This is a genomic window from Glutamicibacter ardleyensis, from assembly GCF_014644555.1.
GTDB lineage: Bacteria > Actinomycetota > Actinomycetes > Actinomycetales > Micrococcaceae > Glutamicibacter > Glutamicibacter bergerei.
The window spans coordinates 1-23,386 of sequence record NZ_BMKX01000008.1 but is presented as its reverse complement, the minus strand read 5'-3'; the positions used below and the strand labels follow the sequence as shown (position 1 = coordinate 23,386).

At 56.9% G+C, this 23,386-nt stretch carries 19 protein-coding genes and 1 pseudogene; 10 read left to right on the top strand and 10 right to left on the bottom strand.

The features are described from left to right. Positions 1–15 precede the first annotated feature (15 nt). The gene (locus IEX04_RS14050; protein ID WP_096256337.1) at positions 16–1,023 is read right to left on the bottom strand and encodes a LacI family DNA-binding transcriptional regulator; all 1,008 of its coding nucleotides are present in this window, start codon (positions 1,021–1,023) and stop codon (positions 16–18) included. Between the two features lie 81 nt (positions 1,024–1,104). Further along, positions 1,105–2,793, bottom strand: a complete 1,689-nt coding sequence (locus IEX04_RS14045) for a glycoside hydrolase family 13 protein (protein WP_188686480.1) — start codon at positions 2,791–2,793, stop codon at positions 1,105–1,107. 231 nt (positions 2,794–3,024) lie between these two features. Here IEX04_RS14045 and IEX04_RS14040 point away from each other — a divergent pair, with 231 nt between their 5' ends. The 7 genes from IEX04_RS14040 to IEX04_RS14010 all read left to right on the top strand — a co-directional run bounded on the left by IEX04_RS14040 (position 3,025) and on the right by IEX04_RS14010 (position 10,795). Continuing rightward, positions 3,025–4,293, top strand: coding sequence for a sugar ABC transporter substrate-binding protein (locus IEX04_RS14040; RefSeq protein WP_188686477.1), 1,269 nt, complete (start codon positions 3,025–3,027; stop codon positions 4,291–4,293). Between the two features lie 90 nt (positions 4,294–4,383). Further along, positions 4,384–5,964 carry an ABC transporter permease subunit gene (locus IEX04_RS14035; RefSeq protein ID WP_188686474.1) on the top strand — a complete coding sequence of 527 codons (1,581 nt, stop codon included), beginning with the start codon at positions 4,384–4,386 and terminating at the stop codon, positions 5,962–5,964. Then, positions 5,964–6,857, top strand: a complete 894-nt coding sequence (locus IEX04_RS14030) for a sugar ABC transporter permease (protein WP_096256333.1) — start codon at positions 5,964–5,966, stop codon at positions 6,855–6,857. Before IEX04_RS14035 ends, IEX04_RS14030 begins: the two co-directional genes overlap by 1 nt. Before the next feature lie 105 nt (positions 6,858–6,962). Beyond that, entirely contained in the window at positions 6,963–7,934 is a 972-nt protein-coding gene (locus IEX04_RS14025; RefSeq protein ID WP_096256332.1) for a hypothetical protein, read from the top strand. 87 nt (positions 7,935–8,021) lie between these two features. Next, the gene (locus IEX04_RS14020) at positions 8,022–8,753 is read left to right on the top strand and encodes a TetR/AcrR family transcriptional regulator (RefSeq protein WP_096256331.1); all 732 of its coding nucleotides are present in this window, start codon (positions 8,022–8,024) and stop codon (positions 8,751–8,753) included. 113 nt (positions 8,754–8,866) lie between these two features. Further along, positions 8,867–10,309, top strand: coding sequence for an MFS transporter (locus tag IEX04_RS14015; RefSeq protein WP_096256330.1), 1,443 nt, complete (start codon positions 8,867–8,869; stop codon positions 10,307–10,309). A 120-nt stretch (positions 10,310–10,429) separates the two neighbouring features. Beyond that, the gene (locus tag IEX04_RS14010; RefSeq protein ID WP_188686472.1) at positions 10,430–10,795 is read left to right on the top strand and encodes an META domain-containing protein; all 366 of its coding nucleotides are present in this window, start codon (positions 10,430–10,432) and stop codon (positions 10,793–10,795) included. A gap of 76 nt (positions 10,796–10,871) precedes the next feature. Here the strand turns inward: IEX04_RS14010 and IEX04_RS14005 are convergent, their stop codons facing one another. The 7 genes from IEX04_RS14005 to IEX04_RS13975 form a co-directional block, all read right to left on the bottom strand. After that, entirely contained in the window at positions 10,872–11,969 is a 1,098-nt protein-coding gene (locus tag IEX04_RS14005) for a fatty acid desaturase family protein (RefSeq protein WP_096256328.1), read from the bottom strand. A gap of 175 nt (positions 11,970–12,144) precedes the next feature. After that, entirely contained in the window at positions 12,145–13,785 is a 1,641-nt protein-coding gene (locus IEX04_RS14000) for an ABC-F family ATP-binding cassette domain-containing protein (protein WP_188686470.1), read from the bottom strand. 276 nt (positions 13,786–14,061) lie between these two features. After that, positions 14,062–14,316 carry a hypothetical protein gene (locus tag IEX04_RS13995; RefSeq protein ID WP_188686467.1) on the bottom strand — a complete coding sequence of 85 codons (255 nt, stop codon included), beginning with the start codon at positions 14,314–14,316 and terminating at the stop codon, positions 14,062–14,064. 128 nt (positions 14,317–14,444) lie between these two features. Next, positions 14,445–15,542 (bottom strand): 3,4-dihydroxyphenylacetate 2,3-dioxygenase, encoded by a 1,098-nt coding sequence (gene hpaD / locus IEX04_RS13990; RefSeq protein WP_096256364.1) that lies wholly within the window; start codon positions 15,540–15,542, stop codon positions 14,445–14,447. 46 nt (positions 15,543–15,588) lie between these two features. Then, positions 15,589–17,076, bottom strand: coding sequence for a 5-carboxymethyl-2-hydroxymuconate semialdehyde dehydrogenase (gene hpaE / locus IEX04_RS13985; protein WP_188686464.1), 1,488 nt, complete (start codon positions 17,074–17,076; stop codon positions 15,589–15,591). A gap of 64 nt (positions 17,077–17,140) precedes the next feature. Continuing rightward, positions 17,141–17,800, bottom strand: a complete 660-nt coding sequence (locus IEX04_RS13980) for a GntR family transcriptional regulator (RefSeq protein WP_188686462.1) — start codon at positions 17,798–17,800, stop codon at positions 17,141–17,143. Beyond that, the gene (locus IEX04_RS13975) at positions 17,800–19,302 is read right to left on the bottom strand and encodes a fumarylacetoacetate hydrolase family protein (protein ID WP_188686460.1); all 1,503 of its coding nucleotides are present in this window, start codon (positions 19,300–19,302) and stop codon (positions 17,800–17,802) included. Before IEX04_RS13975 ends, IEX04_RS13980 begins: the two co-directional genes overlap by 1 nt. A 788-nt stretch (positions 19,303–20,090) precedes the next feature. Between IEX04_RS13975 and IEX04_RS13970 the strand changes: the two genes are divergently transcribed. The 3 genes from IEX04_RS13970 to IEX04_RS13960 all read left to right on the top strand — a co-directional run bounded on the left by IEX04_RS13970 (position 20,091) and on the right by IEX04_RS13960 (position 22,661). Beyond that, positions 20,091–21,221 carry a ferrochelatase gene (locus IEX04_RS13970; protein ID WP_188686458.1) on the top strand — a complete coding sequence of 377 codons (1,131 nt, stop codon included), beginning with the start codon at positions 20,091–20,093 and terminating at the stop codon, positions 21,219–21,221. 151 nt (positions 21,222–21,372) lie between these two features. Beyond that, positions 21,373–21,933 (top strand): hypothetical protein, encoded by a 561-nt coding sequence (locus tag IEX04_RS13965; RefSeq protein WP_188686455.1) that lies wholly within the window; start codon positions 21,373–21,375, stop codon positions 21,931–21,933. After that, positions 21,903–22,661 carry a glycosyltransferase family 2 protein gene (locus IEX04_RS13960; protein WP_194446459.1) on the top strand — a complete coding sequence of 253 codons (759 nt, stop codon included), beginning with the start codon at positions 21,903–21,905 and terminating at the stop codon, positions 22,659–22,661. Before IEX04_RS13965 ends, IEX04_RS13960 begins: the two co-directional genes overlap by 31 nt. A 151-nt stretch (positions 22,662–22,812) precedes the next feature. Here the strand turns inward: IEX04_RS13960 and IEX04_RS13955 are convergent. Then, positions 22,813–23,386, bottom strand: a pseudogene (locus IEX04_RS13955) (carboxypeptidase regulatory-like domain-containing protein); the annotation flags it as partial.

The following is a 23,386-nucleotide window of genomic DNA, read 5'->3' as shown; positions in this document are numbered from 1 at the left end:
ACGCGCTCGCTGGCATCATGCCGGTGGGCGCGTTGTTGATGAACGCACAATCAGCCGATGTTCAATGGGATGGCCCGCAGCCGGCTCTAACCCGCGAATGGTGCGCAACAACATGGCTACCGCAGTTTCACCCTGCTGGTGGGGTCGCTGTTCAATGGTGGTCAGCCCAAACATGTCTGCAAGTTCGTGGTTGTCGATACCAATCACCGACAGATCATGGGGCAGCTGCAGGCCTAAGTCCCGGGCGGCGAGCATCGCACCGATAGCCATCTCATCGCTGGCAGCAAAAATGGCGGTGGGACGATTTACCGGGTGGCCGAGCAGCTGCTTTGCCGCCTGATAGCCCTGGGCCATGCTGAAATCGGCGCCCAGGTAGAGCCGGTCATCTACGGTCAGTGAAGCCTCACGCATGGCGCGCTCGTATCCGGCCCGGCGGCGGGTAGGTAAGTGGAAGTCCTGGTCGGTTTCTTGGCTGCCACCAATGTGGGCGATACGTGTGTGGCCCAGCGCGATGAGGTGCTCGGTAGCTAAGGCCGCCACCGCTTCTTCATCCCAGAAGAGGGTGGGAGCGCCGGGTAATGGTCCGCCTACTCCGACCAGTGGTTTATCCAGTGCGTGCAGGGCTTTCATCTCGGCCTCGCCTAACTCCACGTTGACTGCGATGACCGCGTCTACCCGTTGGCGTAGCAGGAAGTCAGAGAATACCTTTTCGCGTTGGTCCACTTCCTTGCTCAGCTGATACAAGGTGGTGTCATAACCTTCACGCATCAGTGCCGCGCTAATGCCTTCAAGCACCGAGGCGTAATACCAGCGGTTAATCATTGGTACCAGCACGCCGATATTCCGGGTGCGGCCCGAGGCCAGACCTGAGGCGCTGGCGGAAACCACGTAGTCCAGCTCGTGTGCTGCCCGGCGGACCGCCGCGAGGGTGGTGGCCGAGACGTTTCCGCGACCCGACAGGGCCCTAGAGACGGTGGCGATGGAGACACCTGCGGCCTCAGCCACGTCTTTGATGCTGGCCACGATGACCCTTTCACGAAGTATGTCTAGTGCTGTGGCGACCACCTAGTGGACGCCACAGCTACTTTTTGAGCTTACCGGCAGTTAGCTTCGCGTCGCGTCAAGCCATAGCGCGGTTTCGCCTTCGATGCTTGACTCCGAGACCTGCAAGGCGCTGGAGACCAGTCGTGGTAGTTTTGCTAGCTCCGGCGGTAAGCGAACCGGGTCCGCACAAAAATTCATCACGATAATAACCGAGCCATTTTGCAGGGTCAGTAGCTTCTCATCATTGCTAGCTAGCCATTGTACGTCTCCGGAACCCAGTGCATGTTCGCGGCGCAAACGCAGTAGTTCTTGATATAGATGCAGGGTTGAGTCGGCGTCGTTTTCCTGCAATGAACGGGCATAACCGGCCCATTGCTCGGGCTGGGGTAGCCAGCTTTCTCCGGTGGTATTAAAGCCGTAGGCCGGGGCGTCGGCTTCCCACGGAAGCGGGACACGGCAGCCATCTCGGCCGTAGCGCTCGTGATTGGTGCGGAACCAGGTCGGGTCTTGGCGTGCCTCGTCCGGTAGCTCCATGGCTTCGGGTAAGCCGAGCTCTTCACCCTGATAGAGGTAGGCGCCACCGGGTAGCGCAAGCATGAGCGTGGAGGCGGCCCTGGCGCGGCGCAAACCGATGACCGGATCTGGATGGTTTGGGGTTAGTGGGCCGATGCCTTCGCCCTGCGGGTTGTCGTCGGTGAGTGCTAACCGTGAGGAGTGGCGTACGACATCGTGGTTGGACAGTACCCAGGTGCTCGGCGCGCCAACCGCGCCGAAGGCGGCCATTGACTCATTGATTACTTCACGCAGCGCCGAGGCATCCCAGCCGGTGCTGAGATAAGGGAAATTGAAGGCTTGATGCATTTCATCTTCACGCACCCACTTGGCCATTAGATCTAGTGGGTTGACCCAGGCTTCGGCGCAGAGCACGCGCTGGCCTTCATATTCATCCATGACGGTACGCCAGTCGCGGTAGATTTCATGCACGCCGTCCTGGCCCCACCACGGGGCAAGTTCTTCGGTTCCGCCCATGGATGCACCCTTGGGGTCGGGGGTGAAATCTGGAAGCCCTTCGGCCTTGATCATGCCGTGGGCAACGTCCACACGGAAACCGTCGGTGCCGCGGTCCAGCCAGAAGCGCAGTACGTCGCGGAACATCGCGCGAACTTCCTCGTTGTGCCAGTTGAAGTCTGGTTGCGTGGCATCGAAGATATGCAGGTACACCTGGCCGGGGGTGCCGTCTTCGTTGGCGGTCCGGGTCCACATGGGTCCGCCGAACACCGATTCCCAGTTATTGGGCAAGGTTCCTTCGTCGGCGTCGCGGAAGATGAAGCGATCGCGTTCGGGGGAGCCGGCCGGGGAGTTCAATGCTTCCTGGAACCAGGGGTGCTGATCGGAGCAGTGGTTTGGAACAAGATCGATGATGACGCGTAATCCGAGCTCATGGGCGCGGGCCACCAGTGCGTCGTAATCGGCCAAGGTGCCAAAGAGCGGGTCCACGTCCACATAGTTGGAGACGTCGTAGCCTCCATCTTTTTGGGGTGAGGTGAAAAAGGGCGAGAGCCAGATTGCGTCAATATCCATGGTGGCCAGCTGTTCCAGGCGGGAGGTAATGCCCTGCAGATCTCCGATTCCATCTCCGTTGGCGTCTGCGAAGGAGCGTGGATAGATCTGGTAGATCACCGAGGTGCGCCACCATTCCGAGCCGGGCTCGGTTGATGGCGTGGTCGAAAGCGCGCGCGTTTGAGTCATGACAATAACGATAGGCGATGAGTACGTGCTTGTAAACGCTTCCAGTAATTCTTCTGCTTCGCGTAGAGGTGGGCTTGCGCAGCAAGGAAGAATGATTGATTCTTTGCTGAGTGTTGCCAACGTCAATGATTTATGTCACTCTGGAAACGCTTACATATTTGTCGAAAACCTTCGACGCTCAGATCCGCCCGGTCCCGACCTTGGACCGAGGTTGTTACGAAAGGTACACCAATGAAGGTGAACGCTCGCTCCCTGATTGTCGGCGGGGCCATGACGGCCATCGCCGCACTCTCGCTGACCGCCTGCGGCGGATCCGGCACTACGACCGAACCCACCACTTCCAGCTCGCCCGCGGCTTCTGCCTCGGCGCCTTCTGAAGCCGGATCGTTGACCGTCTGGGTTGACGCAAACCGTGAACCAGTGCTGAAACTGGCGGCCAAGGACTTCCAGGCAGCCAGTGGCGTGAAGGTAGATCTGGTCATCAAGGATTTCTCGAAGATTCAAGAAGACTTCCTGCGTCAGGTACCTACCGGCAAGGGTCCTGATATCACCATCGGCGCCCATGACTGGTTGGGCAATCTCGTCAATAACGGCGTTGTTCAGCCGGTAGAACTGGGCGACAAAGCAGCAGACTTCCAGGATGTCGCGGTCAACGCGATGAGCTATGAAGGAAAAGCCTACGGCGTCCCCTATGCCACCGAAAACTTGGCACTGCTACGCAACACCAAGCTGGCTGATAAAGCACCTGCCACCTTTGACGAGATGATCACTGCCGGTGAAAAATCAGGGGCAGACTTCCCATTCCTGGTGCAGGTCTCCGAAACCGGTGATCCATTCCATCTCTACCCATTCCAGACTTCATTCGGCGCACCAGTGTTCGGTACCAATGCCGATGGTGCCTATGAGGCCAGCAAGCTGGAATTGAACAACTCCGGCGGCGAGAAATTCGCTCAGTGGATGGCTGAACAGGGCAAAGAAGGCACACTGAAAACCTCCGTGGACTCAGATATTGCCAAGGAAAAGTTTGTTTCCGGCGATTCACCATTCTTGATTACTGGCCCATGGAACGTCGAAGCGGCCGAAAAAGCCAAGATTGAGTTGTCCATTGACCCAATCCCAAGCGCCGGTGGCGAACCAGCACAACCGTTCGTGGCAGTCCAGGGATTCTTCGTCTCTTCGAAGACCGAAAACCTGTTGGCAGCTACAGAATTTTTGACCAACTACATTGGTACCGAGGCGGTGCAGACCGAGCTCTATAAGGTTGGCGACCGTCCACCAGCAAACAAGGCAGCCTTCGAGGCCGCGAAATCTGACGAAGTAGTTGCGGCCTTCGGTGAAGTTGGAGCCAACGGTGTTCCGATGCCAAACGTTCCCGAAATGGCTGCGGTCTGGGAATTCTGGGGTGTCGCAGAAGCTGACATCATCTCCGGCAAGGCCAAAGATCCAGCCAAGCGCTGGGACAAGATGGCTGAGGACATCGAAGCAGCAATTTCCAAGTAGTTCTGCGTTGGCCGGGGTATAAGTCTTGGACTCACACCCCGGCCTAACCACACCGATAACCGCTGGCAGAATCGTTCAAGGACCACGTAGATGAATCTCAAAACCACCGCGCCACAAGAAGCCGCCCCTGAACGTGCTTCCGGGGAAAAAAGTACTTCGCTCCAATTTAGCGGCGGACTGGGCACGATGATCTTCAAGATCGTCGCGCTGGCGGTCCTGGACGCTACCGCAGTATTTGCAATTTTCCTCGCAGTAGCTAAAGACGCGGTGCTTATTGCCAGCATCATCGGTGTCATTACCTTATTGATCAACGTCATCTACCTCAAACGAGGGTGGCTGCCGGCTAAGTATTTGGCACCCGGCGCCGTATTTCTGCTGATCTTCCAAGTTTTTGTCATTGGTTACACCGGTTATATCGCCTTTACCAACTATGGATCCGGGCACAACTCGGATCAGGACGACGCGATCATGTCGCTGCTGCAAACCAATCAGCAACGTGTGCCTGACTCGGCCAGCTACCCGGTGACGGTGCTGGATGGTGCCGACGGGCTGGCGCTCTTGGTACAGCGTGAAGGGCAGCAGCTTGTGGGGGACTCCGATGACCCTCTGGCACCGATTGACCCGGCAGCACTTGGAAAATACACCCAGCTGAACTTCGCTGATTTACTTGGCCGGCAACAGGAGGTCACGTCCTTAGCGGTGCCCATGAGCGAAGACCCGACCCAGGGAACTCTTCGCACCTCCGATGGACGGACCGCATATCAGTACACTTCCACCCTGGTCTACGACAAGGGTGCAGATACGATGACCGACTCGATCACTGGGACGGTATATAGCGACACCGGCGTGGGCGCCTATACCGCACCGGATGGTGAGCAATTAATGCCGGGCTGGTCCATCAACGTAGGTTTTGACAACTTCACTCGGGCTATCACTGACTCCTCGATCCGCAGCTCGTTGATCTCGGTCACCGTGTGGACCTTCGTCTTCGCATTTCTCTCGGTCGCCACGACCTTCTTCCTTGGATTATTCCTTGCGATTGTGTTCAACGACCTGCGGATGAAGGGGCGCAAGATCTACCGAGTCATCTCGATCCTGCCTTATGCGTTCCCTGCATTCCTTGGCGGCCTGGTCTGGGCAGGCATGCTGAACAAGGACTTCGGTTTTGTTAACCAGGTACTTTTCAACGGAGCCTCGATACCCTGGCTTACCGACCCATGGCTAGCCAAGTTCTCCGTGCTCTGGGTCAACCTCTGGCTTGGATTCCCTTATATGTTCCTCGTCTGCACTGGCGCCTTGCAATCGATTCCAGAAGAGCTTTCTGAAGCCGCGAAAATTGACGGGGCGAAACCCTTCCAGATCTTCCGGTTGATCAAGATGCCATTGCTACTGGTATCCGTAGCGCCGCTGCTGATCTCTTCTTTCGCGTTCAACTTCAACAACTTCAACATCATCTACATGCTGACCGAGGGCGGACCACGTCTAGCGGACGGCGCCATGAACGTGGGTTCCACGGACATCCTCATTTCGATGGTGTACAAGGTAGCGTTCGTCGGCTCACAGCGCGACTACGGGTTGGCTAGCGCATTCTCCATCATCATCTTCTTGATCGTTTCGCTGATCGCGGTCATCAGCTTTAAGCAGACCAAAGCTCTGGAGGAATTGAACTAATGAGCACTGCAACCTCAATCTCATCCAAGGGACCGAAAAAAACCTTCGGTCAGTGGTTCGCGGCAACCGGCTGGCGCCACCTCATTGGTGTGGCGCTGTGCATCTACGCGGCCTTCCCGCTGCTCTATGTTCTTTCCGCGTCGCTCAATCCCAACGGCACCCTGCTTTCCTCCAACGGATTCTTCAGCACCATTGGTTTGGAAAGCTACGAGAAGCTCTTCGCTAATGAACAGCGTCCCTTCGCTGCATGGTTTGCTAACACAATGTTTATCGGACTAACTACCGCTGCCGCGTCCGTGCTGCTTGGTGCACTCGCCGCCTACAGCTTTAGCAGGATGCGCTTCAAAGGCCGCCGCTTTGGCCTGGTGTCCTTATTGGTAGTCCAGATTTTCCCGCAATTGCTGGCAGTGGTAGCAATCTTCATTTTGCTCACGACCCTGGGGGATGTGTACCCAGCACTGGGTATCGATAACCAGATTGCTCTAATCATGGTGTATCTCGGTGGCGCACTGGGTGTAAACACCTACTTAATGTATGGGTTCTTCAATACTGTGCCGATAGAAATTGATGAGGCTGCCAAGATTGATGGGGCTGGGCATGCGCGCATCTTCTTCACCATGATCCTGCGCCTGGTGGCACCGATCCTTGCAGTGGTGGGATTGCTGTCATTCATCTCCACCACCAGCGACTTCGTGATCGCCTCCGTGGTATTGGTCAGCCCGGAGAATCAAACGCTAGCGGTAGGGCTGTACTCCTACGTCTCTGAAGAATTCACCTCAAACTGGTCGGTGTTCGCCGCTGGTGCGGTGCTCGCAGCCATCCCGGTCATGGCACTGTTCTTGTTCTTGCAGAAATACATTGTAGGCGGGCTGACCGCAGGAGCCGGCAAATAGGTTTTTCGAAACACGAAAAGGGCTCACCACGTCATCAGGCACCATGTGTCAGACGCAACGGTGGCATCCGCCAAACTGGGGAGCGCACCGGCTAAAGTAAGCCTCATGAAGTCACGCCTCCCACGCGCAGCACGCAAATACTTGGATCAATTGCGCCTCGAATTGGGACACCTGAACATTGAAGAGCGAAACAGGATCATTGAACAAACCAACGCGAAGATCCGTCAACTGCCCGGACGCGGCCGCAATCAGGTAGAGCTATTTGAGCACCTCGGTACCGCAGCTATGCGAGCTGAAAAGTTCCGGCGGACCGAACCCGAAGCACTGGCGGTACGTAGTGGCAAAGAATTCTTGAACCGAATTCTTGGCTGGCCGATTCTTGCCTTTGCTCTGCTGACCGCCGTGGTGCTTTACTTCGGTCCTATTGCCTCCGTCGAGCCAGACGGCACAGCGTTGGCAGAGACTATGTTGTCCACGTGGGAAGCTGCAGTGGGAGCTCAGATCATCTGGCTTGCGGTGCTGCCGGTGTTGTTCAGCTCACTGCGACTGTGGGCGCAGAATAAGTTCACCTGGACTCTTGGAGTACTCGGCGCGGTACTTTTCACGCTCGTAGTGATCTTTGGTGCCGCGGGCATTGGGCTGTATTTCATCCCGATCACCGTGTTGCTTTGGGCGCAGGTACTTACCCCGATGATCATGATGCGTGGATCCATGGCTTATCCTGGAGCTCTCTGGTTGATTTCAGGTGCCTTGCTGGTGCTCTTAGGACTGGTATGGGCGGTGCGTCCGGCCTTAGACGAGAGCACCAATAACATCTGGCTGATCATTTCACCCGCGATTGTCTTGGGACTGCTGGCAGTCCTACTTCCGACCCGCAAATTCTGGGTCCAAGTAGCATTGATTACTGTCGGGATCTTGGTAATTGCCGCCGGACTAACTGCCGCACTCGGCAACCTGGGCCATCCAGCATTAATCGACACCTGGGTGGTTGGGGGACTGGCATTCGCCGTCGGGCATTTAGCGCTCGCCGGTGGACTGTGGCACGAGCGGGTACGCAAGCTCTTGGCCCTGTATTAGTTCTGTTATCGAATCTGATGGATGACAGCAGGACAAACAGCCAAGTAGTTTCCGGAATACAGGTGCCCGACTGCTTAGAATAGAACTATGAGCGACGCCCCAAATTCCTTGCCGACACCGCCAGCTAAGCGTGGGCGAGGCCGACCCCGAAAAGACTCAAATTGGGCGACGTTCTCACGTGACGAACTAGCTGCCCGTGCCTTGCACATCGCTGGAAATGAAGGCTTCTCCGCGGTGACTATGCACCGGTTGGCGGCAGAGTTCTCCGTGACCCCGCGGGCGCTGTATAACTACGTGGCTGACCGCCAAGAGATTATCAACCTCGCGGTAGCGCAGTTTTTGGAAAAGGCTCCGTTCATCGATTTTGATCCGGAGAACTGGCGTGATTCCGTGGGCGAAGCCTATAACCGCTCACGTGAGGTCTATCGGATGTTCCCACGCGCCACCTTGGTGGGAATGGAAGAAAGTGTGACCGCCGATATCGGGCCGAGGCACACCGAGTTGCTGGAACGGTTACTGAAGTTTTTTGTAGACATTGGTCTGCCACTAAAAAATGCGGTCAGTCTGTCACGTTGTTTAGAACAGGACGTGCTCGGCTTCGCACTGAAATATGACTACCCCTATGACCGTGCCCCGGAGCAATACCGCGACGTAGTCACTAGAGTCGTGGCCGAACGCTGGCTGGATAACTACCCAGAGGTGGATGCGCCAATGTGTCGGGCTTCGCTTGAGCTTCCCGAACAGACCAGTGACGAGATCTTCGCTGAACTAGTGGAGATGCGGATCCTGTCCATCGAAGTGATTCTCGCGAGAAACTGAGCATCACTAGGGAATAACTTCCTCGCCCTGGACGCTTGAGTACTTGTTCGCATAAATTTTTGGACCTCCTGCGGAGTTCGTCAGGTATCGGCCTACCAGTTGAAAGTTGGACCATGCCACAGCGAGATCAAAAGCTGCCCGAGCCCTTATCCTCCGCGGCACGGTGGCGCTTGCTTGGGGTGCTCCTAGCGACGATGTTTATGTCATTGGTTTCGGTCAGCATTGTCAACGTGGTGCTGCCGTCCATTGAGTCCACCCTCGGCGCCACCGAAGCCGACATGCAGTGGGTGCTCGCCGGATATGCGCTAACCTTCGGCGTGGTGTTAGTTGCCGCCGGACGTGCCGGAGATGTGCTGGGGCGCGGGGTGATGTTTGTGGCCGGAGTGATCATCTTTACGCTCTCCTCAATCTTCGCCGGCCTAGCTCCGGATCCCACCAGCCTGAATATCGCACGTTTTATTATGGGATTTGGTTCTGGCCTGCTGAACCCGCAGGTTATGGGCATGATTCAACAACACTTTAAAGGTCACGAGCGCGGACGCGCTTACGGACTGTTGGGCACGGTCATCGGCGTTTCGGTGGCTATTGGTCCGGTTCTTGGTGGTTTTTTGATCGGCTGGCTTGGCCCGGATGCCGGCTGGCGTTGGACTTTTTTGATTAACGTTCCGGTGGGAATCATCGCGGTACTACTGGCATTGATGTGGTTGCCACGCCCCTTGCTGATCCGCGGTACCGGAAAGCTGGACCTAGACCCCGTGGGAGGGGTCTTACTGGCGGTGGGATTGTTGGCTTTCCTGCTTCCGTTCGTCCAGGGACGCGAGAATCCTGCGCTGTGGGCACTGCTGGTAGTGGGTCTAGCGATCTTGGTCTTCTGGGTTTACTGGGAGAAGAAATATAAGGCGCGGGGCCGTGCCCCGATGGTGGAACTGGCCCTATTTAAGATTTCCAGCTTTACCAACGGCTCATTGATTGCCGGACTGTATTTTATGGGTGTCAGCAGCGTATGGGTGCTCGTGGCCATTTATGTGCAAAGCGCACTCGATTTCAGTGCACTGGAAGCCGGATTGATCTGTCTTCCGGCGGCACTGCTCTCTGCGGTGAGCTCGCAATTGGCGGGAAATTACGTGATGAGTATCGGGCGCAAGATGATCGTGTTCGGTACCGCGAGTGCACTGTTCGGACTTCTGGCCACGGTGGCGGTAGTGGAGCTGGAAGCACGCGCGGGGTTGAATATCTGGTGGATGATGCTGGCACTGTCATTTATCGGTCTGGCCCAAGGTTTCATTATTTCGCCGAACCAAACGCTGACGCTGATGGAGGTACCGCTGGAAAACTCCGGCAGCGCCGGTGGGCTGATGCAGACCTCCCAACGTATTGGCACGGCGGTAGGCATTGCGGTCATTACTGCGATCTTCTACGGAGTCAATCACATCTCGGGCTGGACTAACGCGATGAGCTTGTCCTTTGCCGCCATCGCATTGCTGGTGCTGATCACCATGTGCGTGGCCATTGGAGATCTGCGCAGGGGACAACGCGACGAAGCAGCGGTTTCCTGAGCTGGTACAGAGGCAGCGCCACACCCTGAAGCTGGGCGGAGCATTGGGGCGCACCGGGTAGTACCGGCGAATATGGGCAAAGTCGTTGGAAGGCTCCTGTGATCGCTCTACGCTGGAGGGATGAAGCGTCTTACCATGGTCCTAGCCATCCCACTTCTGATGTTTGCCTTGGCCTCCTGCGCCTCGTCGTCCGGAGGCGCGTCGGCGCCCGAGGGGGTATGGGGCGAACAGGCCCAAGGTAAACCCTGGATTGAACTTTCAGCAGATGGGAAAGTGTCAGGCAACGACGGATGCAACCGTATCGCAGGGCAATGGGCTGGCAAAGACGGAGAGATCCACTTTGAACAGTTGAGCAGCACCAAGATGTACTGCCTTGGAATCGACCCGTGGCTCTCCTCTGCTGTGACCGCGCAGATCAGCGGTGACAGCATGCTGGTGCTGGATGCGGAAAATGCCGAACTTGGAACGCTGAAGCGAGCCGGGTAGTTGGTTGGTAAAATAACAAAAAAACCTCGGAATGAACCTTTTGGTTCATTCCGAGGTCTTTTTTAAGTGATTCGAACTAGACGATTCGGTATCCGCTAACCAGCGGGCAATCGAATGGATCGCGGGCCGAGAGGCCAACCTTGTTCAGGTAGGTAATGACCTGCGAGTAGGATTCTCGGACGCTGGCAATGGTGTAAGGAACCTGATGCTCGTCGCAGTACTCGCGAACGATTTTGGATACCGCAGCCAGGTTGGCGCGCGGCATCGATGGGAACAAGTGATGCTCGACCTGGTAATTCAATCCGCCATAGACGTGGGAAAGAATACGGTTTCCCCAGTTGGACTTGGCCATCACGTTACGTCCGGTGAGTACCTGGCGGGAGAAAAAGTCGATACGTGCATTCTCGGGAACCATGGGCATGCCCTTGTGATTCGGAGCGAATGACGCACCCATGTAAACGCCGAATACTGCCAGCTGCACGCCGATGAATGCGAAAGCCATACCGACAGGCAGGAAGTAGAAGATGGCAGCTAGGTAGAGCGCGATACGCAGTGCAATACCGGTCATTTCACGCTTGCGGTTCTTCACGCGGTTGGCCTGGAACAGGTACTTGATTGACTGCATGTGCAGGTTCAAGCCCTCAAGCGTGAGCAGCGGGAAAAACAGGTAACCCTGGCGCTCGGTGATCCACTTGAGGAAACCACGCTGGCGCTTGGCATCTTCAGGCTGGAACGAGATGGTGTCCCACTCGATGTCCGGGTCCTTGCCGATGGTGTTCGGAGTGGCGTGGTGCTTATTGTGCTTGTTCATCCACCACTGGTAGCTGATACCGACAACAATATTTGCCAAGAACTGGCCCAGCTTGTCGTTGCGCTTGTGCGAGGCAAGGATCTGGCGGTGAGCGGCCTCATGGGCCAAGAAAGCGAACTGGGTCAACAACAGACCCAGTGCACCGGCCATCAGCAGCTGGAACCAGCTATCTCCGAGCAGGAAAAAGCCGGCAACTGTACCTGCAAGGAGAACCGTCAGCACGGTGGCGATGCCAACGTAGTGTCCGCGGCGGCGTTGGATTAATCCAGCGTCGCCGACCAATTTTTTGACGTGGAAAAAGCTTTTAGGATCTCCCGGTTTGACCGACGGGCCTGCGGGGTCCAGTACTGAACTACTGCTCAAGAAAACATCCTTGGGTGATAGGCGTCGACATTACAGTCGAAAGAACTGAAAATCTCGGCTCCCATATCCTTAGCTTACTTGGAAAAACTGTGAAGCAACTGTCCGGTTGGTGCCAAAATTTGAAATATCGAGTAATAGACGATACTCAACATTTTCCGCCCAAGCCAGGCAACAGTTAGTGCCGTACTGTCAACTGGCCGTCTGTTATTTCCCAGCGTGCGTCAAGGCGCACATTTTCAAGCATCCGCCGGTCGTGTGTGACGAGCAGCAAGGCACCCTCATAGGATTCCAAAGCTTCTTCAAGTTGCTCAATTGCTGGTAGGTCCAGGTGGTTGGTTGGCTCATCGAGGACCAACAGGTTCACACCACGGGCTTGCAAAAGAGCCAGACCAGCACGGGTGCGTTCCCCGGGGGAGAGCGCAGAGACCAGTGAAGCAGCCTGGTTGGCTTTCAGGCCGAATTTTGCGAGCAAAGTCCGAGCGTCCGCCGAAGTCATTTCCGGCAATTCGAGCTCAAATGCTTCTCCCAGAGGAAGCCCGGCGGGCAAGTAGCTGCGCGCCTGATCGATTTCACCAATCTTCACCGAGGCACCCAGCGAGGCGCTTCCCGAATCAGGGGTGATTTTGCCCAGCAACAAGTTGAGCAACGTCGATTTTCCGGATCCGTTGGGACCGGTGATGCCGATGCGCTCTGCGGCGTTCAACTGGATTGACAGGGGACCGAAGCTGAAATGTCCACGGTTCAGGGCCACCTCATTGAGTGTGGAAACCACGGTGGAAGAACGCGGGGCCGCCGCAATTTCAAATTGCAGCACCCATTCCTTACGAGGCTCGATGACCTCATCGAGCCGTTTAATCCGTGACTCCATCTGGCGGACCTTCTGTGCCTGCTTTTCCGAGGACTCATTGGACGCCTTGCGGCGCAGCTTGTCATTATCCGGGTTCTTCTTCATGGCATTGCGAACGCCTTGGGAAGACCATTCACGCTGGGTGCGGGCACGGGAGACAAGATCTGCTTTTTTGTCCGCGAATTCGTCATAGGCTTCGCGTGCATGACGACGGTTGATGTCCCGTTCTTCAAGATACGAATCATAGCCTCCTTCGTAAACCGCGACTTGGTTCTGCGCCAGATCCAGCTCCACAATCCCGGTAGTGCAGCGAGCCAAGAATTCACGGTCGTGGGATACCAGCACCACGCCGGCGCGCAGTGAATTGATAAAGGTTTCCAGTCGTTCCAACCCGGCCAAATCGAGGTCATTCGTCGGCTCATCAAGCAGGACGACATCAAAACGGCTCAGCAGCAGAGCGGCCAGCGCGATACGCGCTACCTGTCCGCCGGACAAAGAGGTCATCAACGAGTCGGTGGGAAGCTCAAAGCCAAGTTCCGCCAGGACCTCCGGCGCGCGGTCATCCAAGTCCATGGCGCCCGAGGCCATCCAATGGTCAAAGGCCAAGGCGTAGGCGTCATCTGCTCCGGAAGCCCCGGAGCCCAGTGCCTCGGCGGTCGCTTCCATGGTGGCTGTGGCCTGCGCGCATCCGGTGCGGCGGGCTAGATACTCGGCGATAGTTTCGCCTTCAATGCGGTCGTGTTCCTGCGGCATCCAGCCGATGAATGCCCCATCGGGTGCGGTGGAGACGGTGCCGCCCATGGGTTCGTCAACGCCTGCGAGCAGGCGAAGCAACGTGGTTTTTCCAGCGCCGTTGGCACCTACGATTCCATACACATCCCCCGGAGAAAGGGTGAAGCTGAGTTTGGAGAAGAGGGTTCGATCGGCATGGCCCCCGGAAAGGTCCTTGGCCACCAGCGTTGCAGTCATGGTCTCAATTCTAGGGTGTTTTGGCCGGTAGGACTGCGCCTTCGTTGCCAGCTCGGGTGTGATGTTTGGAGAGGGCAACTTGCGGGGGTCTATGAAATGGCTATCGTGCTTCGGGAGCGGGAATCCTAGGAGCTACGAGCGAATCGAAGAGCGGGCGTGGGAGAGGGAAGGAATCGGAATTCAACGTGCGCAATGACCGGAAACATTTCGGACCGTTCCAGCGGTTAGTTCGCAATCCTGAACCCGGGCATCTCTCGCCGCACTGTTGAAGTTTGTTTAGGTATTTTCCACTCGTTCGGTAATGAACCGCACTTTGAAGGATCCTTTGAGCAAGGTTGCCATATACGGCTCGGTGTCGGTGGACGGCTTCATCGCGGATGAAAACGACCTGCCAAGACCTAAGGGCTGGGACCCCGAGGCGCCATTCCACTTCGTCCACTCTGCCGCGGTATCCTGGCCAAGGCGCAGCAACCCGCCGGTGAACGCAGTGTCAAGGTCTCCGCCGGCGAGGTTGGCGGCCCGGCGCTCCACCTGCGTTACCCGGTGCGCCGCTAATTAATCATGCTTGAAGGCCAAAATTCCCGGGTCACCAGCGAATTCAATCGCTGGTGACCCGGGATCTTCACGTAGCAGCTCAGGGAAGCTGCCTCGGCGAGGTCCTAGACCTGGTTGCCGAGCTTGAAGCCCTTGGAAGGCTCGCCGCGGTAGGTGCCGTCTTCGTCCTTCTCACGGGTGTAGGAGAAGCCGTCGGCGCCGACGGTGACATCCATTTCGGAGCTGTCGGTGCGGGTGATGACTTCCTGCACGTTGCCGTCCAGGTCAAGGACCTTCGAGGCTTCGGTGTACCACGATGGAACAACTGGGTTGCCCCACCAGTCGCGGCGCTGGTTGTCGTGCACGTCCCAGGTGATGACCGGGTTGTCCGGGTCGCCGGTGTAGTAATCCTGGGTGTAGATCTCGATGCGGTGGTCATCTGGATCCAGGATGTACAGGTAGAACGCGTTGGAGACACCGTGGCGGCCTGGGCCGCGCTCGATGCGGTCCGAGATGCGCAGTGCGCCCATCTTGTCGCAGATCTGGATGATGTTGTGCTTCTCGTGGGTGGAGAAGGCTACGTGGTGCAGGCGTGGACCGTTGCCACCGGTGAGCGCGGTGTCGTGTACGGTGCCCTTGCGGTGCATCCATGCTGCGTAGGTGGTGCCTTCTTCGTCCTGGATGTCTTCGGTGACGCGGAAGCCCAGGTCCTCGAGGTAAGCGCGGCCGCGTGGCACGTCCGGGGTGACCTGGTTGAAGTGGTCCAGACGGACCAATTCGCCAGCCGAGTAGAGGTCGTAGCGCATGTGCAGGCGTTCTACGTGCTCGGTCTCGAAGAAGAACTCGTAGGGGAAGCCCAGTGGATCTTCCACGCGGACCGAATCGCCGATTCCGCGGACAAAGCCCTCGGCGCGGCGCTCGGTGCGGCAACCCAATTCCTTGTAGTACGCCTCAGCGGCGTCTACCTCGGCGGTGGAGCGCACACGGAAAGCCATAGCCTTCAGTGCTGCTACCGGGCCGAGAGTCAGGACCAGGTTGTGGTGGATGAACTCTTCGAAGGAACGCAGGTAGATCTGGGTGTCATCCTCGTAGGAGACGTGCAGACCCAGAACGTCTACGTAGAACTTGCGCGATGCGGCCAGGTCGGTGACGACCAGTTCCGCGTAGGCGCAGCGCAGGATATCCGGCGCTGGAACCGATGGGGTAGGGATTGGGTTATTGATTTCTTTAGCCATGGTGTTTGCTCCTTTGCAAAAGCGAGAAGGTGGGTTAGACGCCGAACTTAGGGGAGTGGGACTCGTTCAGGGTGATCTGAATCGACTGCTGGGTGGTGTAGAAGTCCACCGAGCGGTAGCCTCCCTCGCGGCCCAGACCCGAAGCCTTCACGCCACCGAATGGGGTGCGCAGGTCACGGACGTTGTTTGAGTTCAGCCAGACCATGCCCGAATCGATGGCGTGTGCGAAGTTGTGCGCACGCTTCAGGTTGGTGGTCCACACGTAAGCGGCTAGGCCGTACTTGGTGTTGTTGGCCAGTTCCAGCGCTTCTTCATCGGTGTCGAACGGGGTGATCGCTACGACTGGGCCGAAGATTTCGTCCTGGAAGATCTGTGCCTCTGGAGCAACATCGGCGAAGACGGTCGGAGCAACGTAGTTGCCCGTCTCGAAGCCTTCTGCGCGTCCGCCACCGGCGAGCAAACGGCCTTCCTTCTTGCCGATTTCGATGTAGCTCATGACCTTGTCGAAGTGGTTCGGGTGAACCAGCGAGCCGACCTCGGTCTTTGGATCGCTTGGCAGGCCAACGCGGATGTTCTTGGCGCGCTGCGCAAACTTAGCAACAAAATCATCATAGATTTCGCGCTGAACCAGCACGCGGGAGCCGGCGGTGCAACGCTCACCGTTCAGCGAGAACACACCGAAGACGGTGGCATCCAGTGCTGCGTCTAGGTCGGCGTCTGCGAAGACGATGGCTGGGGACTTGCCACCCAGTTCCAGGGACAAGCCCTTGAACTGTGGGGCCGCCGCGGTGGAGATGGTGGCGCCGGTGGAGCTGTCACCGGTGAAGGACACCAGTGGCACGTCCGGGTGCTTGACCAGGTAGTCGCCGGCCACTCCGCCCGAGCCGAAGACCAGGTTGAAGACGCCCTCTGGCAGTCCTGCTTCGCGGAAGATTTCTGGCCACAGTACCGCCGACAGCGGGGTGTAGCTGGCAGGCTTGAGTACGACCGAGTTGCCGGTAGCGATGGCCGGAGCTAGCTTCCATGATTCCTGCATGAACGGAACGTTCCAAGGGGTGATCAGTGCGGCGACGCCAATTGGCTTGCGGTTCACGTAGTTCATCTGGCGACCTGGAACACGGAAGGTGTTATCCACCTGGGCAACGATCAGGTCGGCGAAGAAGCGGAAGTTCTCCGCTGCGCGGCGTGCCTGGCCCTTGGCCTGGGTGATGGGCAGGCCGGAGTCGAAGGACTCCAGCAGTGCCAGCTCTTCGTCGCGGGATTCAACGATGTCGGCGATCTTGTGCAGCACGCGGGAACGCTCACGCGGCAACATCTTGGACCATGGGCCTTCCTTGAAGGCCTTGTTGGCGGCGGCTACTGCCAGGTCCACGTCTTCGGGCTGAGCCGAAGCTACGGTGGCGTAGTTTTCGTTCTTGACCGGTTCCTGCACATCGAAGGTTTTACCCGAGATGGAATCGACGAACTTGCCATCGATGTAGTGCTGCAGGTGGGTGGGGAGATTCTCCGGAACGTTGCTCATGGATGTTTTCCTTTCGCGTGGCTTTCAGCAATGAAAGTCATCAAATGATGAAAATTTGTGGGGTCTAGATGGCGCTGGGTGCCATATTGGCCTGGGCCAGGTAGGCGTTGAGCGTGTTGGTTCGGTGTGTCCGGGCGGCCTCTTCGATGTCTTTCGTCGAGGCGTGGGCGGCGATCAGTTCCAGTAGGTGCTGGTGCTCTTCCACCGACTGCTTGGCACGGTGCGGGATGTGGGTGAAGGAGCTGGCCCGCATTGCTGCGAGCCGGCGCCATCCGCGCTGGACCAGATCCAGGATGTGCGGGTTAGGGCACTGGCTGTAGAGCTGCTGGTGGAACTCGTTGTTCAACTCGGTGAAGGCCACCGGGTCAAAGTCCTCCAAGCACTGGCGCATCGCATCGTTCAATGCCTGCGCCTTGGCCAGCCAAGTCTCGTCCATGGCGGAGGCCGCGAGGGCGGTGGCCGCCGGTTCGATGACCGCAAGGGTCTGCATGGTGTGCAGGTAGAGGGTTGAATCTACCTGTGCCACGGTGGCTCCCACATTGCGGGTGAAGTGCACCAGACCTTCGGCTTCCAAACGCCGGATCGCCTCGCGCACCGGGACCACCGAGCAGCCCAGTTCCTCGGCGATGGTGCCCAGAACGAGTCGGTATCCGGGGGAATACGCCCCGTTGACGATGCGTTCGGAGACCAGCGCGTAGGCGACCTCGGATTTGGAGTTAGTCATTACAGTTCCCAGGTGGCCAGATCCGGGGATCCGGCGTCCTTCCAGGCGGTGTACTTGGTTTTCCAGTCGGCGTTCATCGGGAACAAGCCCTCGATGCCGTGACCGCGCTGGACCATGGCGAAGATGAATTCGTCGTTGGATTCGGTGACCATTGCTTCCGCGGCGACCTCGGCGACCATAGCCGGTGGGATCACCACGATGCCATCGGAGTCCGCCACGATGACGTCGCCCGGCTGGACGGAGACGCCGCCGCAAGCCACGGTGATGTCCTTGTCCCAGGCCACGTGCTTGCGTCCCAGAACTGCCGGGTGCGCGCCGTTGTAGAAGACCGGGATCTCCAGGCCGGAGACGGCGTCAAGGTCACGCACGCCACCATCGGAGATGATGCCGGCGGCACCCAGCTGCTGGCTGCGCAGTGCCAAGATGTCGCCCAGGGTAGCCGAGCCGGTTTCCCCGCGGGCTTCCATGACCAGGATTTCTCCGTCATTCAAAGAGTCAATTGACTGCTTCTGGATGTTGTAGCCCGCTCCGTGAGCCTTGAACAGATCTTCGCGGTTCGGGATGTAGCGCAGCGTGCGGGCGGTGCCGATCACGCGCTTCATGCCCTTGGTGGCGCCAGGAACTTCGATATTCACGTTGTTCAGGCCGCGCTTGCGCAAGGTGGCTGACAAGGTGGCGGTAGCTACGCCAGCGAGCTGTTCGCGGACCTCGTCGGTGAGTACCGACTTGCCGGTGACCAGTGCCGGCATGCCGGCGGTTTCGCGGTCGCCGTAGGCATCTTCCTTGTCCTTGTCGGTGACCTTTGGCTGGTTGCCGAAGGACGCGAAGGTGGAAGTGCCTTCGACCGCGGTGGTCTTCAAACGCCCGGTGGTGGCACCGGAAAGCAGGTCGGTGACCTCAACTTCGACGACGTCGCCCGGGAAGAACACGGAAGAACCTGCCGGGGTGCCGGTGAGGATGACGTCCCCTGGCTCCAGGGTCATCTGCTGGGAAAGATCTGCAACGATCTGCGCGAAGGAGAAGAGCAGCTCAGAGGTATCTGCATCCTGCACAATTTTGCCGTTGACCCAGGTCTGCACGCGCAGCTTGGCCGGATCCAGATCGGCTGCCGCCAGGGCGGTAGGGCCCATCGGGGTGTAGCCGTCGCCTGACTTCGAGCGGATGTTTGATCCCTTGTCCGCGTACTTGATGTCATGGACACCCAAGTCATTGGAGGCGGTGACCGAGCCGACGTAGCTCCAGGCTTCTTCTACCGAAACGCGGCGGGCAGCTTTGCCGATGATCAATGCGATTTCGCCTTCGAAGGCGAGCAGTTCAGTACCAGCTGGGCGTTCCACGGTTGAGCCGGTGGTGGCCAGTGAGCTGGAAGCCTTCATGAAGTAGCTCGGGAATTTAGGAGTGCGTCCGCGCTGTGCTGCCCGCGAGGAGTAGCTCAGGTGAACTGCAAGAACCTTGCCAGCCTGCGCGAAAGTTTCTTCGCTGACCGGAATCGGATTACTCATCTTTGATTTTCCCACTTTCGTCGTACATCAAATCGTATACGATCTAGTGTGCTCTCAATCTCAATCGGTGTCAAGTCATTGAAGTGGATTGTTTCTTGGTATCCAAGCTGGGGCCGTCGGTAGTCGTAAATGTCCCGCCATTCCGGGGAAGTTACTCCCGATTCTTCACCGCCGAAGAAGATAAACAACCATTATTCTGAATCCGAATCGGTGGGACAAATAACCCCCTGTCGGACGATGAAGGGGCGAGGTTGTATGTATGATCCGACAGTTTTGGTGAGGAGTACTTTCCCCATCGGGCGTTCGGTCGAAAATTGTTTGGCAACTTGTCTGAAGGTGATCCAGCCGAATTGACGGGTTCGTCTCAAAGTCTTAATGCGCGTGTTCAAACCGGTTCTTCGCGGCAATAAATTGCTGCGCACCGGGCGTGGGGGCAATGCTCGTGCTGCGTTGCACTTGGCCTTTTAACCCTGTGGCCCTAGCGGTTCCTTCGAGGGCTTTGGTTAGAGAACACTATTGACTGAATCGATGTGAGTAGGAGTGGAGCCTTCTTAGCGCCCGTTGAAATTTCCTGTGAATTGACAGCCGGCAACAGCTTTGTTCACTTAGCGTATTGTTAGCTAGGTAAGATACTTTTGTGGGAATGATGAATTTCGGAGAGAATCCGGGTGGGCACGGAGGTTTCATGCTATCGCTGTGTCTGCCGACAGCGATTGCTTTCTGTAACCGGACGCCGGAATTTATGCAGGTAATACCAAAATCATACGATGAATCAGTGAGTGAAACCGATGGAAAATATTGATCTGCAGCCCTTTGACGCCGTAGTGCTGATGTCGTTTGGAGGTCCTGAAAAACCCGAGGATGTTCTTCCGTTCCTGCAGAATGTGACCCGGGGCCGCGGAATCCCGGATGAACGTCTGGAAGAAGTCGGGGAGCATTACTACCTTTTCGGAGGGAAGTCTCCCATTAACGAACAAAATCAGGCATTACTGCAGGCTCTGAAGAGCGAATTCAGCTCCCGCGGCATTCTCACGCCGCTATTATGGGGAAATCGCAATTGGAACCTATACCTTACCGACGTTATCCGGGAGCACGCTTCTAACACTGGTGCGCGGAATTTCTTAGCCATTGATACCTCGGCATACTCCTCCTATTCGTCATGCCGGCAATATCGTGAAGACTTTGCTGAAACGGTGGACACACTGGACAGTGAGGGGCTGAGGATCACTTTCGAAAAGATTCGCCAATACTACAACCACCCCGGATTCGCAGAAGCAGAGCTGAAATGCGTGCGGGATGGGCTGGCAGGTTTTAAGGAAATTGTCGGCGAGCTGGATCCTGCACGCCATAAGATTCTGTTCGTTACCCACTCGATCCCATCCACGATGCAAGCCACCTCAGAACGTTATACCCCGGGGTACCAAGCACAGCATGAGGAACTGATCAGGTGGATCGGACAAGAACTCGATGGCGGCGAAAAGCTTGATGCCGAACTGGTCTTCTGTTCCCGTTCGGGCTCTCCGCATACTCCTTGGTTGGAGCCTGACATCAACGATCGTATGCGTGAGCTTTCCGACGAAGGTATAGATGGTGTACTCGTAGTCCCTATCGGGTTTGTCTCTGATCATATGGAGGTCAAATTCGATTTGGACACTGAAGCTGCACAAACAGCCCAAGAACTTGGAATGTCCTTTCTTCGCGCAGACAGCGTGGGGACTTCTGCACCATTTGTCCGTGGACTAGTTGACTTGGTGGTTGAACGAGTAGCGCAGGTTAGAGGAGAACAGGTTGATCCCGCAGTGATCAACGGTGGGATGGCGCTGAGTCCAGGCAGCGGAGCATGTTCCTTGACGTGCTGTGAAGGTGCAAAGTGGAAAAATACAGTTCCAAATTGGAGCCGGTCTGTACCTCAAGGGTGAGCAAACAACTTAGCTGCTTGCTCGCGTGCGCACTCCCTTGGAAGGTGCAATGAGATAAGCAATAATGCGCAGATAACAAGTGATGCCTACGCGTTAGGATCACCACAATCTTCCACCGTGCAACAGCAGGGAAAGGGGCGGTGTACCAAGCGTGACTGTTTCTGCTTACGAAGCTACTTTTAGATTCCATGCGAGCGATCTCTTGAGATTTGCCGCGCTATTTTTGGTGCCCCTGGCGTGGATGAAGGCAGGTCCTGCTGCCGCTTCAGCGATGGCTCTGGTTTCCGGCGGCACTTGGTTGCTTCGATACTATGCAGGAACTCGTGCGCTAGATGTGACCGGTCAGCTAGTCTTCATCTCCGCGGGGATATTTAGCTCGATTGGACTCTACCAAGCCATTTGGTGGTTGGATCTGGCGGTGCACTTAGTCGTCATGGCAGTGGTTACCGCCTTGATCTATGACATCCTCATCCAGCGAAAAGGCCTCACCCACGAGGCTATCCGAGTCCAACAGCGACACGTAGCCCTCGCGCTTCTCGCCTATGGGTCGTTAGCCGCGGCACTCTGGGAGTTGGGGGAATGGGGCGGTTATTTCTTCGTTTCCCCCGAGATTGGGGTGGGGATTTTAGACAGCACCACTGATTTTTTCGCCGGTGTTCTAGGCATCCTTGGCACCGTGTTTTGGATCAGTTTGAACAGAAAGTCTCAGTAATTATGCGCATCAGTATTGTGATCCCTGTGCTGAACGATGAGGAGTATTTGAAAGTCCTTCTGGCTGATCTCGCACATCAGACCTTACCGGCAGACGAGATTATCGTGGTGGACAATGGGTGCACAGATGGTAGCGCCGATGTCGCGAGATCTGCCGGCGCCATAGTCATTGCCGAGAAAAATATCGGTATTCCGGCAGCAGCGGCCACAGGATATGACCGTGCAACTGGCGAGATCATTGTGCGTTGTGATGCTGATTCTCGGCCCCCAACGGATTGGCTCGAGAAAATCGATAAGCAATTCAAGGAAGATCCGACTACTGGTGCGCTGACGGGTCCCGGTTTCTTTTATGACTTGCCCTTAGGAACGCGCTGGATAGGCTCAGCACTTTATGCCGTGGGATATTTCTTCATGCTCGGTTCTGCTCTGGCCACTATTCCACTTTGGGGATCCAATATGGCGTTTCGAAGTGCGCTCTGGAATGGAGTACGAGGAAGGGTAAGCCGAACCGGGACCAAGATTCATGATGATCTGGATCTGAGTTGCGCCGCGCAGCCGAACTTTGTTCTGAAGTTCGTTCCAACACTTCGGATGGGTGCGGCCGGACGCGTTTTCCTACGGCCTCGGGGCTTTCGAGATTCCAGTCGCCTTGCCTTGAACACGTTGGCGAGGCATGGAGGTATCAACGGGATATTCAAGCGTTGGCAGTCTGTTTTAGGGTCGAAATAACTCTCAAAATATGGCCGAGGGCCACGGCCTTAGGCTGGATTCGGTGGGGCCTGGAGTTTTCGTTCACTATCGGTATTCAACAGTGCAGGACGTAGCAACGCCGCCGCCTCAATAACTGAGACAGCGGCGCTGATCTTTGACTAGTGGGGAATTACTTTATGAGCTTCGCTAAACTGGTCTTCGAGACCGACTTGTAACCACTCTTAGAACCGGTGGTAGTTACAGTGACTTTTCTGCCTTTATCGGACTTAGCTAACTTGTAAGAAGTCTTTGTAGCACCAGTGATCGTCTTGCCGTCACGCTTCCACTGATACTTCAAGGTCACCGTTGCAGGCTTCCACGTTCCCGCGTTTGCTTTCAGCGTGGAACCAACCTTTGCCGTACCCGACACCTTCGGAACTGGAGTCCCAGTCAGACTCATCAGAGGGATCGCTGTGGCTGCACTCGTCTTGGAGACCGACTTGTAACCGCTCTTCGAACCGGTGATGGTGACCGTGATTTTCTTCCCTGCGTCGGCTGCTACAAGCTTGTAGCTGGTCTTAGTAGCACCAGTGATCGTCTTGCCGTCACGCTTCCACTGATACTTCAAGGTCACCGTTGCAGGCTTCCACGTTCCCGCGTTTGCTTTCAGCGTGGAACCAACCTTTGCCGTACCCGACACCTTCGGAACTGGAGTCCCAGTCAGACTCATCAGAGGGATCGCTGTGGCTGCACTCGTCTTGGAG

What these genes read in the sequence shown, in the direction of transcription:
- IEX04_RS14045 (WP_188686480.1), bottom strand. Translation starts at nt 2,793, where the DNA reads ATGACTCAAACGCGCGCGCTTTCGACCACGCCATCAACCGAGCCCGGC.
- IEX04_RS14040 (WP_188686477.1), top strand. Translation starts at nt 3,025, where the DNA reads ATGAAGGTGAACGCTCGCTCCCTGATTGTCGGCGGGGCCATGACGGCC.
- IEX04_RS14035 (WP_188686474.1), top strand. Translation starts at nt 4,384, where the DNA reads ATGAATCTCAAAACCACCGCGCCACAAGAAGCCGCCCCTGAACGTGCT.
- IEX04_RS14030 (WP_096256333.1), top strand. Translation starts at nt 5,964, where the DNA reads ATGAGCACTGCAACCTCAATCTCATCCAAGGGACCGAAAAAAACCTTC.
- IEX04_RS14025 (WP_096256332.1), top strand. Translation starts at nt 6,963, where the DNA reads ATGAAGTCACGCCTCCCACGCGCAGCACGCAAATACTTGGATCAATTG.
- IEX04_RS14020 (WP_096256331.1), top strand. Translation starts at nt 8,022, where the DNA reads ATGAGCGACGCCCCAAATTCCTTGCCGACACCGCCAGCTAAGCGTGGG.
- IEX04_RS14015 (WP_096256330.1), top strand. Translation starts at nt 8,867, where the DNA reads ATGCCACAGCGAGATCAAAAGCTGCCCGAGCCCTTATCCTCCGCGGCA.
- IEX04_RS14010 (WP_188686472.1), top strand. Translation starts at nt 10,430, where the DNA reads ATGAAGCGTCTTACCATGGTCCTAGCCATCCCACTTCTGATGTTTGCC.
- IEX04_RS14000 (WP_188686470.1), bottom strand. Translation starts at nt 13,785, where the DNA reads ATGACTGCAACGCTGGTGGCCAAGGACCTTTCCGGGGGCCATGCCGAT.
- hpaE (WP_188686464.1), bottom strand. Translation starts at nt 17,076, where the DNA reads ATGAGCAACGTTCCGGAGAATCTCCCCACCCACCTGCAGCACTACATC.
- IEX04_RS13980 (WP_188686462.1), bottom strand. Translation starts at nt 17,800, where the DNA reads ATGACTAACTCCAAATCCGAGGTCGCCTACGCGCTGGTCTCCGAACGC.
- IEX04_RS13975 (WP_188686460.1), bottom strand. Translation starts at nt 19,302, where the DNA reads ATGAGTAATCCGATTCCGGTCAGCGAAGAAACTTTCGCGCAGGCTGGC.
- IEX04_RS13970 (WP_188686458.1), top strand. Translation starts at nt 20,091, where the DNA reads ATGGAAAATATTGATCTGCAGCCCTTTGACGCCGTAGTGCTGATGTCG.